Origin of the sequence: Methanothermobacter defluvii (assembly GCF_003385755.1) — an archaeon.
GTDB classification, from domain to species: domain Archaea; phylum Methanobacteriota; class Methanobacteria; order Methanobacteriales; family Methanothermobacteraceae; genus Methanothermobacter; species Methanothermobacter thermautotrophicus.
Genome location: NZ_QREL01000001.1, coordinates 856,723 through 874,175 on the forward strand (window position 1 = coordinate 856,723; position 17,453 = coordinate 874,175).

Annotated in this window: 14 protein-coding genes; 5 read left to right on the forward strand and 9 right to left on the reverse strand. The window is 52.0% G+C overall.

Features of this window, described 5'->3' with window-relative positions:
• Positions 1-54 precede the first annotated feature (54 nt).
• From C7452_RS04510 to uvrB, 7 genes are all read right to left on the reverse strand, one after another.
• Complete coding sequence (locus C7452_RS04510; protein WP_115892531.1) at positions 55-1,146, reverse strand: DUF763 domain-containing protein; 1,092 nt, start codon at positions 1,144-1,146, stop codon at positions 55-57.
• Positions 1,147-1,235: 89 nt separating this feature from the next.
• Positions 1,236-2,069 carry a methanogen output domain 1-containing protein gene (locus tag C7452_RS04515; protein WP_115892359.1) on the reverse strand — a complete coding sequence of 278 codons (834 nt, stop codon included), beginning with the start codon at positions 2,067-2,069 and terminating at the stop codon, positions 1,236-1,238.
• Positions 2,070-2,230: 161 nt separating this feature from the next.
• Positions 2,231-3,982: a response regulator gene (locus C7452_RS04520; RefSeq protein WP_115892360.1), complete on the reverse strand. Its 1,752-nt coding sequence runs from the start codon at positions 3,980-3,982 to the stop codon at positions 2,231-2,233.
• 97 nt (positions 3,983-4,079) lie between these two features.
• A complete protein-coding gene (locus tag C7452_RS04525) occupies positions 4,080-4,517 on the reverse strand; it encodes a response regulator (RefSeq protein ID WP_010876084.1) in 438 nt (145 codons plus the stop codon).
• Positions 4,514-5,539 carry a sensor histidine kinase gene (locus tag C7452_RS04530; protein WP_245942835.1) on the reverse strand — a complete coding sequence of 342 codons (1,026 nt, stop codon included), beginning with the start codon at positions 5,537-5,539 and terminating at the stop codon, positions 4,514-4,516. Before C7452_RS04530 ends, C7452_RS04525 begins: the two co-directional genes overlap by 4 nt.
• 228 nt (positions 5,540-5,767) lie before the next feature.
• Positions 5,768-8,632 carry an excinuclease ABC subunit UvrA gene (gene uvrA / locus C7452_RS04535; RefSeq protein WP_048176512.1) on the reverse strand — a complete coding sequence of 955 codons (2,865 nt, stop codon included), beginning with the start codon at positions 8,630-8,632 and terminating at the stop codon, positions 5,768-5,770.
• A gap of 60 nt (positions 8,633-8,692) precedes the next feature.
• Complete coding sequence (gene uvrB, locus C7452_RS04540) at positions 8,693-10,630, reverse strand: excinuclease ABC subunit UvrB (RefSeq protein ID WP_048175296.1); 1,938 nt, start codon at positions 10,628-10,630, stop codon at positions 8,693-8,695.
• A gap of 195 nt (positions 10,631-10,825) precedes the next feature.
• Between uvrB and uvrC the strand changes: the two genes are divergently transcribed.
• From uvrC to C7452_RS04560, 4 genes are all read left to right on the forward strand, one after another.
• A complete protein-coding gene (gene uvrC / locus C7452_RS04545) occupies positions 10,826-12,565 on the forward strand; it encodes an excinuclease ABC subunit UvrC (protein WP_010876080.1) in 1,740 nt (579 codons plus the stop codon).
• A 197-nt stretch (positions 12,566-12,762) separates the two neighbouring features.
• The gene (locus C7452_RS04550) at positions 12,763-14,010 is read left to right on the forward strand and encodes a methanogen output domain 1-containing protein (RefSeq protein WP_115892362.1); all 1,248 of its coding nucleotides are present in this window, start codon (positions 12,763-12,765) and stop codon (positions 14,008-14,010) included.
• A 65-nt stretch (positions 14,011-14,075) separates the two neighbouring features.
• On the forward strand, positions 14,076-14,792 hold the full coding sequence (locus C7452_RS04555) for an ATPase domain-containing protein (protein WP_010876078.1): 717 nt from the start codon (positions 14,076-14,078) through the stop codon (positions 14,790-14,792).
• 281 nt (positions 14,793-15,073) lie between these two features.
• Positions 15,074-15,265, forward strand: a complete 192-nt coding sequence (locus tag C7452_RS04560) for a hypothetical protein (protein ID WP_231855327.1) — start codon at positions 15,074-15,076, stop codon at positions 15,263-15,265.
• Between the two features lie 18 nt (positions 15,266-15,283).
• Here the strand turns inward: C7452_RS04560 and C7452_RS04565 are convergent, their stop codons facing one another.
• Both C7452_RS04565 and C7452_RS04570 read right to left on the reverse strand, forming a co-directional pair.
• Positions 15,284-16,306 carry a M42 family metallopeptidase gene (locus C7452_RS04565; protein WP_048175294.1) on the reverse strand — a complete coding sequence of 341 codons (1,023 nt, stop codon included), beginning with the start codon at positions 16,304-16,306 and terminating at the stop codon, positions 15,284-15,286.
• A 13-nt stretch (positions 16,307-16,319) separates the two neighbouring features.
• Positions 16,320-16,532: a hypothetical protein gene (locus tag C7452_RS04570; RefSeq protein WP_048175293.1), complete on the reverse strand. Its 213-nt coding sequence runs from the start codon at positions 16,530-16,532 to the stop codon at positions 16,320-16,322.
• 129 nt (positions 16,533-16,661) lie between these two features.
• Here C7452_RS04570 and C7452_RS04575 point away from each other — a divergent pair, with 129 nt between their 5' ends.
• Positions 16,662-17,408: a 4-phosphopantoate--beta-alanine ligase gene (locus tag C7452_RS04575; protein WP_048175292.1), complete on the forward strand. Its 747-nt coding sequence runs from the start codon at positions 16,662-16,664 to the stop codon at positions 17,406-17,408.
• Positions 17,409-17,453 lie beyond the last annotated feature (45 nt).

The window sequence follows — 17,453 nt, forward strand, 5'->3', positions numbered from 1 at the left end:
ACTTACTCCTTTATTTAAATATACGCATCCCCATGCCCTAATTAAAGATTAGAGTTAATCTATACTTAGAAACCTCTCAAGGGATTCTAGAGCCTTTAGACGTTCCTTTTTCTCGATTTTAGCATCCTCAACGGCGGATCTGAGGTATTCAACTGTACAGTCATAGGTCTCCCTGTCCACAGGGTATGGATAGCCATCCTTCCCGCCATGGGCGTAGCTGTACTTGACAGGGTCCCTCCAGCTTGCCCTCTCCCCATGGACGAGGTCAGCGACAAGGGCAAGGGCCCTCACCTTTTTGGCCCCGAACCCTGAGAGCATTACGAGTTCCTCATAGTCCGCTGGCTGGATCTCATAGGCCCTCTCCAGTAGAGCCATGTCCCTCTCTGTGAGGTCCACAGGGAGAACCTCATGGTGGGCTGGCATGTCCAGGACATTGAAGTCAAAGAGCGTCCTCTGGCCAGTTAAATAGCTGCGGATGTGAGACGGGCCATCACAGACCAGGTCGACGCTGGCCTCACGTGCCCCCCGGCTGATGGGTGACGTCATGTCAAGGACCTCACTGAGGGTCCTCTCAGAGGATATGCCGCTGTGGGGTGACTCGACGTACTCCACGACCCCTGAGCCGAGCCAGTGGTACCGCCGGGCGTAGCCACCATGGGGGTCAAGGCCCTGCTGGACGACGGCCCATTCACCATCGGAGTCAACCAGGAATGTGTGCTGGTAGAGGTTGAAGCCGTCCTGGATGCAGTTACCATCAACCCTGGCAGATATCCTGCTTGCGTATACCAGCCCTTCACCGTCCAGGTCGAAGATTTCAGCTGCAGCCTGGAGCTCGGAGGGTGTCCTGCGGGATTTCCTTCCCTTTCCACCTGCAACCATTATCCCGTGAACCTCAGGGTCAAGGGCAGACTTCAGGGCCCCGCAGGTCGTGGTGGTTGTCCCTGATGAGTGCCAGTCAAAGCCTATCACACATGAAAAGGCCTGGAACCAGAAGGGATCAGATATCCTTGATATGAACTCTGAGGTCCCGTACTCCTCAATTATAACCTCTGCGATGGCCCCTGAGAGTTCAATCATCCTCCTCATGAGCCAGGCCGGGGGATGGCCACCGTGAAGCGGCAGGTTTGCAATACCTGTTCTCCTCATTGTATCATCCATGCATGTACCATCATAACTTAAGCCCTGACCGTCCCTTTATACTTGCTCTGATACCCTCAACACTGAAACCCGGTAAATTACTTAACACCAAACCGGAAGAGGCACCTGTCATCTCCCCTTGCAATCTGCCCCATGGCCCTGAAGTCACCAGGGAGTCCGCTCCATTCAAAACTTAACTTCAGGATGGCCTCACAGTTCAGACAGAAGCCGGGGTTCTTCCTGGCATCTTCAAGCCAGGGACAGTTCTCAAATTCAACATAAACGTTCTCTTCGTCCTCAAGGAAACCCACCCTCACAGTGAAGCCCTCAAATATGTCTGCGACCCAGGCGAGGTAGGCCTCGAGGAGGTCATCGTCCGGGTACTCCTCCATGTGGGCCTTGAATCTGGGGGCGAGTTCCTGTGTGATCCTGTCCCTGAATATACCTGATAGCAGTTCCCTGATGGCATCCTCATCGGCTCCGGTTGAGGGCATCGCGTTGAGGATGAAGTTATAGAAGTCTGAGATTATCTGCTTCTTCATGAGTTCCTTCTCCCTCATTGCGGATCTGTGCCGGTAGATGGCCATCTCAATGTTGGCGTTGAGTTCAGATGACTTGAAGGGCTTCACTATGTACCCGTAGGGCTCTGTGACCTTTGCACGTGTCAGCATCTCCTCATCGGCATAGGCTGTCAGGTATATTATCGGGATGTTGAACTGGTCCCGGATCCTTCTTGCAGCCTCTATACCATCCATTTCGCCCTTCAGGACGATGTCCATGAGGACGAGGTCCGGTTCATGGACCTTGCACGCCATTATGGCGTCCTTACCTGTTGAAACTGTCTCCACAACCCTGTGACCCATTGATTCAAGTTTGTGGGTTATACCCATGGCCACTATGGCCTCGTCCTCAACAACAAGAATTCTTGCCATGATAAACCTCCTTTATGGAACCGCTATCACTGAGGATCAATGTCTGAACATTCCCCAGATCCTTTATGGAACCGCTATCACTGAGGATCAATGTCTGAACATTGCCCCAGATACTTTGATGTCACTGCAGAATAAGGTTTAATGTGACGCCGTGACCGGAACTAGAACCTCCTCCTGTACTCAACCTCAGTGAATTTTATTGTGAACCTTGCGGGCCTTTCTATTTCAAGTTCCCCGTCTATCTGCTCCACGAGGTTCCTGACGATCCTGAGGCCCAGTGTGCCGGATCCCTCAAGGTCAAGGTCCTCCGGGAGGCCAACTCCATTATCTGAAACCGTCATTTCGTATCCCTCACCGGTACTGTGGACTTCAACGGTGATCTCACCCGTACCATCAGGGAATGCATACTTGAGGGAATTTGATACCAGTTCATTGATTATGAGGCCACAGGGGATGGCTGTTTCAATGTTGAGCCTCACATCATCCACCTTCACCCTCACATCGATGCCGTTACTGTCTGCTCCATAGGAATCCAGGAGGTCGCTGAGGAGTGTCTTGATGTAGTCCCTGAGGTTAACCCTTGAGAGGTCCCTCGACTCGTAGAGCTTCTCGTGTATGAGGGATATGGCATCTATCCTGTGCTGGCTGTCCCTGTAGAGGTCCCTCAGTCTCTTGTCGCCGGTGGTGGATGCCTGGAGCATGAGGAGTGTTGATATTATCTGGAGGTTGTTCTTGACCCTGTGGTGCACCTCCCTTAAGAGGAGTTCCTTCTCCCTGAGGGACCGCCTGAGGCGTTTCTCAACGGATTTCCTGTGGGTTATGTCCATGAGGGATATGAGGCACCTCTCACTCCCCGGGATCACAACGGAGGTTGCGAAGAAGTTTCTCTCCTCACCCTGCCGGTTCCTGAGGACCACCTCGAAGTTGTGGGGGATGGCATCGGGGTTGATACCCTTAAGGCGGTAGTATGCCTCGATGCGAGTTGCGTCAGAGGCGTCAACAAAGTCTGTGAACTTCATGTAGCCCTGGATCTCGCCCTTGCTGTAACCTGAGAACTCCTCAAAGGCTGAGTTCGCAAGTTCAATCACCATGTCGCTGCCGCAGATTACAGTGAGTGTGCCTGTGTTTTCGAAGATTACCCTGTACTCCTCCTTGCTGGATTTGAGTTCCTTTTCAATACGTTTCTGGGCGGTCACATCCTTACCCATGATATATATGAGCTTCTCATGGTCCAGTTCAACTGCTGTTACCGATGTGTCCAGGGTGCGTCCCCTGAGGCCCACCCTGAACTTCAGATGGCCACCCTCTCCATCCCTGAATATCCTGTCAGCGTCCTCCTCATGGATCCACTCCCTGATGTCCCTCCCGATTATATCCTCCCTGAAGGACTTGAGGAAGCCTGCGGCTGCAGGGTTAACGTCCAGTATGATGCCATCGGTTGAACAGATGAATATCGGGTTTCCTGATTTCTCAAAGAGTGCCCTGTATTTCCTTTCACTCTCTTCAAGGGCTTTCCTGGCCTTTTTAATCTTTCTCTCTTCTTCAGCCTCCTGCAGCGCCCTCCTGAAGGCAAGTGGAAGTTTTGACAGGTTATTCTTAAGTACGTAATCGGTGGCCCCTGCCTTGAGCATGTCAACAGCGAATTCCTCCCCGATCTTTCCACTGACAAATATGAAGGGGATATCATAGTTCTCCCTCACAATCCTCAGGGCAGATACTCCGTCGAAGCTGGGAAGTGCGTGGTCTGCAAGTATTATATCCGGGCTGAATTCCTCAAGGGCCCTCCTGAATGAGTCCTCGCTGTCAACTGTGAGGTGCTCGAATTCTATACCATCCCTCTGCAGTTCCCTTATGACAAGTTCAGCGTCAAGCGGGACGTCCTCAAGTATCAGTACCTTCAATTTCTCTGACATTCCGGTTCCTCTTCATTACGGTTAATGAGCTCAAGACACCTTAAGCCTGGAAATTTTATTGTGGGCTCTTCACTGGTGTTTGGTCTTCAAGACATGCCTATTCCGGGGGCTGGTTTATGATCATCCAGTAGAAGCCAAGGGTTGAAACTGCGCTTATGAATTCATCGAACTCCACCGGTTTGCTCACGTAGCTGTTCACCCCAAGTTTATAGCTTTCCACTATGTCACGGTCCTCCTTGGAGGATGTTAGAACCACGACCGGGATCTTGCTGGTTGAATCATTCCTCTTGATCTCCTGGAGTACCTCGAGGCCGTCAACCTTGGGCATCCTCAGGTCCAGGAGGATCAGTTTTGGGAGGTTCTCCGGATCCCTATCAGAGTAGGAACCCGATGCAAATATGTAGTCAAGGGCCTCTGCCCCGTCCTTCACCCAGTGGAGCTTGTTGGCAAGGTTGTTCTTCTTCAGGGCCCTTATGGTCAGTTCCGCGTCTGTGGGGTTATCCTCAACCAGGAGTATATCTGCATCTGTCATCATTTCACCACCTTTGGAAGTGTGAAGTATATTGTTGCACCACCATCAACCTCTCCTTCACCCCAGACCCTTCCACCATGCCTCTTTATGATTCTCTGAACTATTGAGAGTCCGACTCCTGTCCCCTCGAATTCTTCCTGGCTGTGCAGTCTCTGGAAGAGTCCGAAGAGTTTACTGGCATACTTCATGTCAAAGCCGGCGCCGTTATCCTTAACATAGTATGTGTGTTCATCACCACCATCCATGTAGCCGACCTCTATCACCGCGGGGTCCCGGTCCCTTGTGAATTTTATGGCGTTTGACAGGAGGTTGCCCATGACCTGCCCCATGAGGGCGCGGTCAGCCATTGCAGGTGGGAGATCAGCCACCGAAAACTCTATTGAACGCCCCTCCTCCTGGGATGCGAGTTCCCTGTAGGTTGACTCTGCCAGTTCCCTCATGTCAAGCATTGCAAGGTTCATCTCCTGCCTGCCCGCCCTTGAGAGGAGGAGTATGTCGTCTATGAGCTGACCCATCTTCCTTGTGTTATCCCTTATTATCCCGAGGATCCTTACCCCCTCATCATCGAGTTTATCCCCATAGTCCTCCACGAGTATCCTTGAAAAGCCGTCTATAGCCCTCAGAGGAACCCTGAGGTCATGGGAGACAGAGTATGCGAATGCCTCAAGTTCCTTGTTTGCATCCTCAAGTTTTTCAGCCTGTTTCTTCAGTTCAAGGTTCAGTTCCCTCAGAGAGCGGACCTTTTCAATCCTCTCGATGAGGAGGGCCACCATGAACGTGAAAAGTAACAGGAGAACCAGCCTGAAGAGCTCATCTGATATGTTAAGGCCAACTGCCATGGTCATCGGCTGGAGTATCAGCAGGGCCACGAAAACTGCCAGAACGAGGACCCCCCATTTAAGGGTCCTTGAGGACAGCTGAGGGATTGCAAGCAGTGGTAGAACCAGTAACATGCCATGCACCCAGCTAAAGGAGAACATCAGAGCGGCTGCTGCAAGAATCATTAGAACATCGTCATGCTTCATCATAACCACATAAAATTTCTGGTTATGATTATATAAAAAAATTTCCTTGATATGGCTAAAAACATGAGAGTCCAGAGAAACAGCAAAAAATTCCATGACCAGAAGAGGAGAGTCAGAAAAATCAGCCGGACCTCTGGAAGAGCAGAGATCCGTGAAGAGCCATGCGTTTCATGGACCTCTTATCCATGAAATGATAAGAGTGGATCAGATGCCTCATTGATGCAGGGATCATCCTGTATCCTGACCCACAGGGACCTTCTGGCTGCGTTCATCCGCCAGGACCTCCCTGAGGAAGCGGCCGGTGTGTGTACCTGAGGCAGCAACCTCCTCTGGTGTTCCCTCTGCAACGACGAGGCCACCCCTCTCACCACCCTCGGGTCCGAGGTCTATGATGTGATCCGCGGACTTTATAACGTCAAGGTTGTGTTCTATGACAACGGCGGTGTTCCCGGCATCCACAAGCCGTCCCAGGACATTGAGGAGCTTCTTGATGTCATCGAAGTGGAGACCCGTGGTCGGCTCATCAAGGATGTACAGTGTACTGCCGGTACTCCTCCTGCTGAGCTCCTTCGCAAGTTTCACCCTCTGGGCCTCACCACCCGAGAGGGTCGTTGCGGGCTGCCCGAGTTTTATGTAGCCGAGGCCCACGTCATAGAGTGTCTGGAGCTTCCTCCTCACCTGGGGTATGTTCTCAAAGAATTCGAGGGCCTCCTCCACGGTCATGTCAAGGACCTCCGCGATGTTCCTGCCCCTGTAGCGTATCTCAAGGGTCTCCTCATTGTATCTCCTGCCCCTGCACACCTCACAGGGGACATAGACGTCTGCCAGGAAGTGCATCTCTATCTTGATTATACCGTCCCCGCCACAGGCCTCGCAGCGCCCGCCCTTGACGTTGAAGCTGAACCTGCCCGGCCTGTATCCACGCTTCCTGGCCTCAGGTGTCTGGGCAAAGAGCTCCCTGATGTGGGTGAACACCCCTGTGTAGGTTGCCGGGTTTGAGCGTGGTGTTCTACCTATGGGTGACTGGTCTATCATCACGACCTTATCGATGTGCTGGAGGCCCTCAATGTCGGTGTGCCTCCCGGCGTTCATGTGCTTGTTGTTGAGCCTCTCATAGACACCCCTGTAGAGTATGTCATTGACGAGTGTGCTCTTCCCTGACCCTGAGACCCCTGTGACACAGGTGAACAGTCCCAGGGGTATCCTGACGTCGATTTCTCTGAGGTTGTTCTCGGCAGCGCCCCTCACAGTCAGGTACCTTCCTGATGGCCTCCTCCTGACCTCGGGTAGGGGTATTGTTTCCCTACCTGAGAGGTAGGCCCCTGTGAGTGAATCCGGGTCCTCCATTATCTCCTCAGGTGTGCCCTCTGCAACCACACATCCCCCGTGTTCACCCGCGCCCGGTCCGATGTCTACAACGTGGTCTGCCGAGAGTATTGTTTCCTCATCGTGTTCCACCACTATGAGGGTGTTCCCAAGGTCCCTGAGTCTCTTTAGTGTCTCTATGAGCCTCCTGTTGTCCCGCTGGTGGAGTCCTATGCTGGGCTCATCCAGGATGTAGAGGACCCCCACAAGGCCGGAGCCTATCTGGGTGGCGAGCCTTATCCTCTGGGCCTCCCCCCCTGAGAGGGTTCCTGATGACCTTGAAAGTGTGAGGTAATCCAGGCCCACGTCGATCAGAAAGCGCAGCCTCTCCCTTATCTCCTTGAGGACCTCCCTGGCTATGTACTCCTCGCGTTCGGTGAGCTTGAGGGAGTCGAAGAATTCATGGGCCTCCCTGATTGACATCTCAACAACGTCATGTATTGATCTTCCGTTGATGGTGACTGAGAGGCTCTCCGGCCGGAGCCTGCTTCCCCCGCATACCGGACAGGCGTGGTTGCTCATGAACCTGCCTATGTAGGTCCTCATGTAGTTGGACTTGGTCTCCATGTATATCCTCTCCATGCGGGGTATGACACCCTCGAAGCGCCTGTTCACCCGGTAGGTCCTGTTTTTTCTCTGAAATACGAACTGTATCTTCTCATCGGTCCCGTAGAGGATGGCCCTCCGGTGTTCCTCGTCCAGGTCCCTGAAGGGTGTGTCGAGGCTGAAGCCGTAGTGTTCGGCCACCGCCCTCAGCATCTGGTGGTAGTAGTTGTCCTTCTTCCCTGATTTGCTCCAGGGCACAATGGCGCCCTCGTTTATCGAGCGTTCAGGGTAGGGCACCACCAGTTCAGGGTCGATCTCAAGTTTGCTTCCGAGGCCGTTACACTCAGGGCAGGCCCCATGGGGACTGTTAAATGAGAACATCCTGGGGCTGATCTCCTCGAAGTTTATGCCGCAGTCAGGGCAGGCAAAGTGTTCACTGTAGATCCTCTCCTCGCCTGTGTCATGGTTGAGGACCCTGACGGTCCCCTCCCCCAGCTGGAGGGCTGTTTCAACGGAGTCCGCAAGCCTCTTTCTGAACTCCGTGTCCATCCTCACAACCAGCCTGTCCACAACAACCTCTATTGAGTGCTTCCTGTTCCTGTCAAGGTCGAATTCGTCTTCAAGGTCGTGTATCTCACCGTCGACCCTGACCCTCACGAAGCCCTGCTCCCTGAGCCTCTCGAATACACGCTGGTGTTCCCCCTTGCGGTCCCTGACCACAGGGGCGAGTATTATTATCCGTTCACCCTCACCGTCATCCATTATCCTGTCGACTATCTGGGTCGAGGTCTGCTGCTCTATCTCCCTGCCGCAGAGGTAGCAGTGGGGTTTACCTATCCTTGCAAATAGCAGCCTCAGGTAGTCATAGATCTCTGTTATTGTCCCCACCGTTGATCTGGGGTTGACCCGGGTCGTCTTCTGGTCGATGGATATGGCCGGTGACAGCCCCTCTATGTAGTCCATCTCTGGCTTCTTCATCTGTCCCAGGAACTGCCTTGCATAGGCTGAGAGGGACTCCACGTACCTGCGCTGCCCCTCAGCGTATATCGTGTCGAAGGCCAGTGAAGACTTTCCTGACCCGCTTATGCCGGTTATGACAATGAATTTATCCCGTGGAAGTTCAAGGTCCACGTTCTGGAGGTTGTGCTCCCTGGCACCCTTAATGACTATTTTACCACTCATGATCCTCAGTGTCTCCAAAACTCTTTAATCCTGCATTAATTCTCATTACCCGGAAAATGTTTAATTGCTCTTAAGGGACATTATCCTGTCCCTGATCCTGGCGGCCCTCTCGAATTCAAGGTTCCTTGCAGCGTCCCTCATCTCTGCCTCCAGGTCCTTTATTATGAGTTCAAGTTCATGGTCCGGTATCTCATCCACCTTCAGCTCCTCAACGTCCTTCTTCTCCCTGAGGGTCCTCCTTGTACTCCTTGGTTTTATGCCATGCCTGCGGTTGTACTCCATCTGCAGCTTCCTTCTCCTGTTGGTTGTCTCAACCGCCGCCATCACTGAGTCTGTGAGCCTGTCGGCGTATATGAGCACCTCACCGTTAACGTTCCTGGCGGCCCTCCCGATTGTCTGTATAAGTGACGTCTCTGACCTCAGGAAACCCTCCTTGTCTGCATCGAGTATTGCGACCAGTGACACCTCCGGAAGGTCGAGGCCCTCCCTGAGGAGGTTAACACCCACCAGGCAGTCGAATTCTCCCCTCCTGAGGTCGTCTATGATCTCAACACGCTCGAGGGTGTCTATCTCTGAGTGGAGGTACCTGACCTTCACGCCGACCCTCGAGTAGTAGTCTGTGAGGTCCTCGGCCATCCTCTTTGTGAGGGTGGTTACAAGGACCCTCTCACCCCGCTCAACCCGCTTCCTTATCTCGGAGAGGAGGTCATCCACCTGGCCCTTCACCGGCCTTATCCTGACCTCAGGGTCCACCAGACCTGTGGGCCTTATGATCTGTTCAACGATGTTCTGGCTCCTTGAGAGTTCATACCTTCCAGGAGTTGCAGAGACATAGATCACCTGGTTCACGCTCTCCTGGAACTCGTCGAAACGGAGGGGCCTGTTCTCCCGGGCACTGGGTAATCTGAAGCCGTACTCCACCAGGGTGTCCTTCCTTGCCCTGTCACCGTTGTACATGCCCCTTATCTGGGGTACCGTCACATGGGATTCGTCGATGACTGTGAGGAAGTCCTCAGGGAAGTAGTCCAGGAGTGTGTTTGGTTTCTCACCCCACTTCCTCCCGCTGAGGTGCATTGAGTAGTTCTCTATGCCCTGGCAGTAGCCCATCTCCCTAAGCATCTCCATGTCGAACCTTGTCCTCTGTTCGAGCCTCTGGGCCTCCAGAAGTTTGTTCTGGGATCTAAGTTCAGTTAATCTCTCCTCAAGTTCAGCCTCTATTGACTCTATCGCCCTCTGGAGCCGGTCCTCGGGTATCACGAAGTGCTTGGCCGGGAATATGGTTACACGGTCCAGTTTCTGTATCCTCCTGCCGGTGACCCTGTGAACCGTTGATATGGAGTCTATCTCGTCGCCGAAGAATTCTATCCTTATGGGGGGTGTTCCATGGATGGGGTTGATCTCCACCGTGTCGCCCCGGACCCTGAACTGTCCCCTGTCGAATTCGACATCGTTTCGCTCATACTGCATGTTTATGAGGCCCTCCAGCACCTCCTCCCTGCCGGGGCCGGATCCGACCTCGAGGTGGAGGGTGAATTCACCGTAGTCTGCCGGTGCACCTATACCGTAGATGCAGGAGACACTGGATACCACGATGACGTCGTCCCTGGAGAGGAGGGACTGGGTTGCCGAGTGCCTCATCCTGTCTATCTCGTCGTTTATGGATGCCTCCTTGTCTATGTAGGTGTCTGTCTGGGGTATGTATGCCTCTGGCTGGTAGAAGTCATAGTAACTCACGAAGTACTCCACGGCGTTCTCAGGGAAGAACTCCCTGAACTCCTCGTAGAGCTGTGCAGCCAGGGTCTTGTTGTGTGATATTACCAGCGTCGGCTTCTGGACCTCTGCGATCACATTGGCCACTGTGAAGGTCTTACCTGAACCCGTGACCCCCAGGAGTGTCTGCTCCCTCATCCCGGCCTTTATACCGTTAACAAGGGACCTTATCGCCTTTGGCTGATCCCCGAGGGGTCTGTAATCTGATACCAGTTTAAACTTCATCACAAATCACTTAAAATAAGAACCTCATTCTATTGTGGGACTATATTTCAGGGTCAACTTATATATACCTTTGCCAGGATACATAAAGTTGAGTCTGGAGTCTCATATCTGACAGGGTATCCCACGTGTTCCATAATCCTGTGATGATACCCCCACTGAACTTGTTTTAAACATAAATCAGAGGATGGTAATGATAAATTGACGAGGGTTAAGGATCCAGAGAAGCTTCCTGATGCTACCGGTGTCTACATATTCCGCGACAGGGACGACAGGGTCCTCTATGTTGGCAAGTCCATCTCCATAAGGAAGAGGGTCTCGTCCTACTTCAGGGAACAGGAGAACCCGCGTCTGAGGATCATGATGAGGCACCTTGAGAGCATAGAGTACATTCTGACCCAGAACGAGAAGGAGGCCCTCATCCTTGAGTCCAACCTCATAAAGAGGTACAGACCCCCATACAATGTCCGTCTGAAGGACGATAAGAGGTACCCCTTCATCAAGATAACGGATGAGGAGTACCCCCGGGTCCTCATAGTGAGGACCATAGGGAGGGACAGTGCAAGGTATTACGGACCCTTCACAGACACCGGGGCTGTGCGCAGGACACTGAAACTCATAAAGTCACTCTTCAGGATAAGGAGCTGCAGGCGGATGGACGGGCCATGCCTCAACAGCCAGATAGACCTCTGTTACGCCCCATGTGATGGGAGAATCAGCAGGGAGGATTACCGGGAGATCATAGAGAAGGTTGACCTCTTCTTCCAGGGACGCTACCAGGAAGTCATTGAGGTGCTTGAGGAGGAGATGAAGGAGGCTTCGGAAAGACTTGAATTTGAGAGGGCTGCCAGGATAAGGGATCAGATTGAATCCATACGGGAGGTTATGGAGAGACAGCACGCATCCTTCACGGACTCCATTGACCAGGATATAGTGGCCCTCGAGAGGGGAGGGGATACATCTGCGGTTGTGGTCCTCCAGATACGTGACGGCAAGATCACCGGGAAGGACGACTTCATTCTCAGGGGCTCAGCCCCCCGGACAGAGATCCTTGAGGCCTTCCTCAAGCAGTACTACGCCATACCCCGGAGGGTGCCATCGGAGATACTGACCCAGTACCCTGTGGAGGACGGGGTCATAGCAGAGTGGCTCTCTGAGCTCAGGGGCGAAGAGGTGAAGATACACTCACCTGAGGGGGGCGCCGGACGCAGGCTCCTCAACATCGCCTGGAAGAATGCTTCTGTGATACTGAAACAGAAGGGAAGGGTCAGGGACGCCCTCCTTCAGCTCAAGGATGACCTCAAGCTCCCCGAAATACCCCGAAGAATGGAGGGCCTTGACATCTCAAACATTGCAGGTGAATCTGCAACCGGCTCGGTTGCCGTTTTCATCGATGGTAAACCATCCTCTGGATCCTACCGGAGGTACCGGATTTCAGCCCAGGGGCCCGACGACTATGCAATGATGAGGGAACTGGTTGAGAGGAGGTACTCCAGCCCTGAACTCAGGAAGCCCGACCTCGTGCTCATCGACGGAGGGAAGGGTCAGCTGGGAGTGGCCCTCGAGGCCCTCAAAAACTGCGGGGTTCATGTGCCGGTTGTTGGCATAGCCAAGAAGAGGGAGGAGGTTTACCTTCCAGGCCTATCCGAGCCCGTGGATGTGGATGATGGTGCACTGCAGATCCTCAGGCACCTCCGCGACGAGGCCCACAGGTTTGCTGTTAAGTATCACAGGACGATCAGGGACAGGGATTCCCTTGAATCGGAACTTGACGGTATAAGGGGTGTTGGTCCGGTAAGGAAAAGGGCCCTCCTTGAGCACTTTGGAAGCCTTGATGGTGTGAGGGATGCAAGTGTGGAGGAGCTGGCCTCCATCCCCGGAATGACCCGTGAGGTCGCAGAGAGGATACACAGGCACTTCAGTGGGGACCTGGCTGGCTGAATCCCTTCACCTGATCCTTCAATGAGCTAAAATTTTCCTAAAGACTGAATGGGGGTTTTAGAAAATTATTTATAACAACTGGCCACATATTAATATCTGGATAATGTGTGGGTCTTAATATCCCGATGTGGAGGATTAACGTCCTAACGCCTCTTTGATCCCATGGGATCTGTGAAAATGATGGTTTGGAGGATTAAATGTCGCCTACAAGTTTGCTTGTTGTTGAGGATGAGAGCATAGTGGCCATGGACATCAAGCACAGGGCTGAGGGCCTTGGCTACCGGGTTGTGGGGATCGCTGCTTCAGGTGAAGACGCTATAAAGCTTGCGCGTGAGGAGAAACCGGACCTTGTCCTCATGGACATCGTCCTGAAGGGCGAAATGGATGGTATAGAGGCTGCAGAGGTTATAAGGGAGGAGATGGACATCCCTGTGGTCTACCTCACAGCCTACTCAGATGAAAAAACCCTCAGCCGTGCCAAGCTCACCGGGCCCTTCGGTTACATCATAAAGCCCTTCGAGGACCGTGAACTCCACAGCGCCATTGAGGTCGCCCTTTACAAACACAAGATGGACAGCAAACTCCGTGAAAGTGAGGAAAGATACAGGGCCCTCCTTGAATCATCCCCGGATCCCATAATCCTCATGGACTCCAGTTCAAGAATAGTTTTTGTGAACAGGGCCGTCGAGGAACTCACAGGACTCAAAAGGGAGCGTTTGAAGGGTAAAAAACTTTCAGTCCTCGAGAAGAGGGGTTTAATATCTGAGAGTGCGCTTAAAAGCATCCTCGACCTTTTCAATTCAGAGCATGAGGTCTTTGAAATTGAATTCACCGACCACAGGGGAGACAGGCACTTCCTTGAGATACATTCGACCAGGATTGAAACAACCTCAGAGAAGAACCTCCTCCAGATAATAGGCCACGACATCACAGGCCGTGTGGAGGCTGAGAGGCGCAGGGAGGAACTGATCAGGGAAAGGTCAAAGGCCGAACTCTACGGCTTTGTTGTCTCGGCTGTGCCTGTATTCGCATCATCAATTCCACCTCAGCTCAGAAATGCCATAATAAAGAACTTCGCTGACAGATTCGAGAAGAACCTCAAACCAAACTTCCAGAGGACCATGAAAAAACTGGGTGTTCTGGATGATATCATGGCCAGGAGGGAATCCCTGAGGGTCTTTGATGCCTATATAAAGTGGCTTTCAGGCTTCCTCAGGAACCTTGGTATTGAAACCGAGCTCAGGGGAGAAAAGCCGAGGTACATTCTCGAATTCAAGACATTTCCATGGATCAATGAGGCAAGGCAGAATCCAATCTTCTCCCTCATATTCAGGGCCATGCTGATGAGGAGCTTCACCTGGACAGGTATAAAGGGTAGCGTCATACAGACCTCAAGCCTCAGAAGCAGGGACGAAAACCTCACCTTCGAATTTCACCTGGTATAAAACCCGGAAGCAGGGGGACGAAGAACTCACCGGTAAGATCATTTCCCATAAATGGGGGGTTAACCATGGAAAGGAGAATATCGCGTACAGGTACGGGGATTAAGGGGCTTGATGATATAATAGGGGGCTACCCGCAGGGTAGGAGCATTCTTGTGACCGGTGACCCTGGATCCGGTAAGACCATAATGGGACTCCAGTTCGCCATTCAGAGCGCCAGAAGCGGCCTTAAGACAATATACATAACGACAGAGGAGGATGAAACTGACCTCAGGATCCAGTGCGCATCCCTTGGGTGGGACATCACTGATCTCCTTGAATCTGGTAAGCTGAGTATTATCGGCTTATCCGCAATGAGGGCCCGGCTTACAGAGGCGGAAATATCTATTGGGATAGAATCCGTCAAGGGAAACCTGAGGAAGATACTCGCCGAGATTCCAGATGACACCGAGGTCCTCATAATCGACAGTATAGGCAGCCACACAGAGAAGCTCACAACGGATGAGTTCAGGGATCAGTTCGACCTCCTGATCTATGAACTCAAAAAGAGGGACATCACTGCGATGATAATCCTTGACAGTGCAACCTCAGAGGAGTTCAATGATATAGCCCTCTACTCGGTTTACGGGGCCATAAGGCTGATAAAGAGGGAGAACCCCTACACGGGAAGGAGAGAGAGGGTCATGGACATCATCAAGATGAGGAGTACAAGAACACCGATTGAGTTCATACCCTACATTATATCAGACAGCGGCCTTGAAGTTATTGAAAACCCTGAGGAATAATCTTCTACAGGTTTCAGCCGGTGCCCTCATGGAGAGAGGGGTCCACGGGAATAAATAACTGATCTAAGTTCCACCGAATGCATAGAAATAACAGAATTGATTCCTTTTACTAATTCACCCCCAGATACATAAAAATAACAGAATTAATTACCTTATCTTAAAGGAGATTCATAATAATCAGATAAATTTATATATTATATTATTACATTAATTTTTATGGTTATTATTAGATGGAGGTTTTAACCTTGAATAAAAGGAAAGTCGTAATAAGGGTGTTCGAAATGAAAAGAGAGTGCGAATTTCCTTGGAAAACACGGGTCTCCGATGAGAACATCAATGAACTGCTCAGGGATATTATATACCCTGAAAACTTCGGGAATGGGGCTAAATATGTTGTTGAGGTCTATGACCGCTGGAGTGACAGCCCCTACATATTCTACTTCGACGGAAAAACGAAGCTGATGTCCAGCTAAAAAAATTATTGAGGGGAGTTACAATCTTTCAATTGCCTTAACAAGGAGATCAACGGTCATCTCGATGTCCTTCATGCTTGCCATGCTCACCGTTGTATGGATGTACCTTGTAGGCACAGAGACCACGCCTGCGGGTATCCCCTCCCTTGTGAGATGAATGGCGGTTGCATCGGTTGTACCCCCCTCACTCACCTCTATCTGGACAGGTATGTCCTCCTCACTTGCAGTCTCAAGTAGCCAGTCCTTCACACGTGGATGGGTTATTATACCCCTGCCACTGGCATCGGTGAGGATTATGGCGGGTCCGCCGTCGAGCTTCGCAGGGGCCTCCTCCTCCTTCATCCCTGGATGATCCCCGGCTATTGTAACATCCAGGGCCAGGGCCATGTCCGGGTTGAGCCTGAATGCTGAGGTCTTGGCACCCTTGAGACCAACCTCCTCCTGGACCGTTCCAACACCATAAACGGTTACACCGGTTTCAACCCTCTTTAGGACCTCAACCATTACAAGGCAGCCTATACGGTTGTCAAGGGCCTTCCCTGTGAAGCGGGAGTTGGCGAGTTCACTGTAGGGCGCATGGAAGGTTATGGGGTCCCCCACAGCCACCAGTTCCTCTGCATCCTCCCTTGAAGAGGCGCCTATGTCTATGAACATGTTATCATGGGTGGTGACCTTCTTCCTCTCAGAGGCCTTCATCCTGTGGGGTGGCTTTGAGCCGATGACACCCATCACGGGTCCGTTTTCCCCGTGGATCCAGACCGCCTGGTTGAGTATCATCTGGTCACTGATTCCGCCTATCTTTGAAAACCTTATGAAGCCCTTCTTATCGATGTGCCTCACCATGAGGCCTATCTCATCCATGTGGGCTGCCAGCATGATTGAGGGACCGGACCCCCTCTTCACGGCGATGATGTTACCGAGGCTGTCCTCCTCAATCTCATCGACATGTCCCTCGAGTTCAGATCTTATGATATCCCTTACCTCACCTTCAAATCCAGAGATTCCACTTGCAACTGAAAGACGCTTCATGAGTTCCTTCATGATTACCACCGGATCATCTAGCTGACTTTATGATTATCAGAATTCCGAGAATAACCAGGAGGGCCTGGGGCCAGAACCTTGAATACTGTGGGGGTATGATCCCTGCAGCGAAGGCAAACCACAGCATCCCTATTATCACCATTATAGCTCCAAGATAGACCCCCCAGAGCCTCCCTCCATCTGAAGGCCTTCTGGGTTTTCGCTTGATTTCCACTTCATCTTCCATGATTTATTCCTCCGGCTCTATTTATCTTCAAGGTGGATATAAAACCTTACTTGAAGAGATCACATCAGTAGGAGGCCCACATCCTGGACTTAAATAAACTTATTAAAGTATCCGGTACAATACATTAACATGATTTCAAGGGACCATCCACGTTACCATTCACTGATACAGAGAGAGATGATAACAGAGGCCTGGCGTAAGGGTATACTCGCAGATTCAGGCATGATCGCCCATGGCAGGGGTGAGGCCTTCGACTACCTGCTGGGTGAAAGGACCACAGAACCCGCTGCGAGGGCCATAAGAGCTGCTGCTGCAGCACTCCTCCTTGCAAAAAACCCTGTTATATCGGTTAACGGCAACACCGCCGCCCTTGTCCCGGGAGCTGTGGTTGAACTTGCAGATGCAATCGGGGGAAAGATCGAGATAAACCTCTTCCACCGGACAGAGAAGAGGGTCAGACTAATAGAGGAGGTCCTCCTGGAAAATGGTGCCAGGGAGGTCCTCGGAACAGACGAACTGCTCTACATCGATGATATAAAGAGTCCGAGGGCAACAGCAAGCCCTGATGGGATCTACAGTGCCGACGTGGTCCTGGTTCCCCTCGAGGACGGGGACAGGACAGAGATACTACGTAAGTCAGGTAAGACTGTTATAACCATTGACCTGAACCCGCTGTCAAGGACATCCCGGAAGGCAAGTATAAGCATAACAGATAACATTGTAAGGGCCATACCAGCCCTCATAGAAGCGGTAAGGGAACTTGAGGACCTATCCCGGGATGAACTTGAGCTTATCGTCGAGGAATTCGATAACCCTGAGAACATCAGGGAGACCCTAAAACTTATAGACCTCCGGAGATACAATCCAGAACTGTGAACCTGTGCAGTTGTAGAGTATTCGCAGTATCCATATATGGTATGG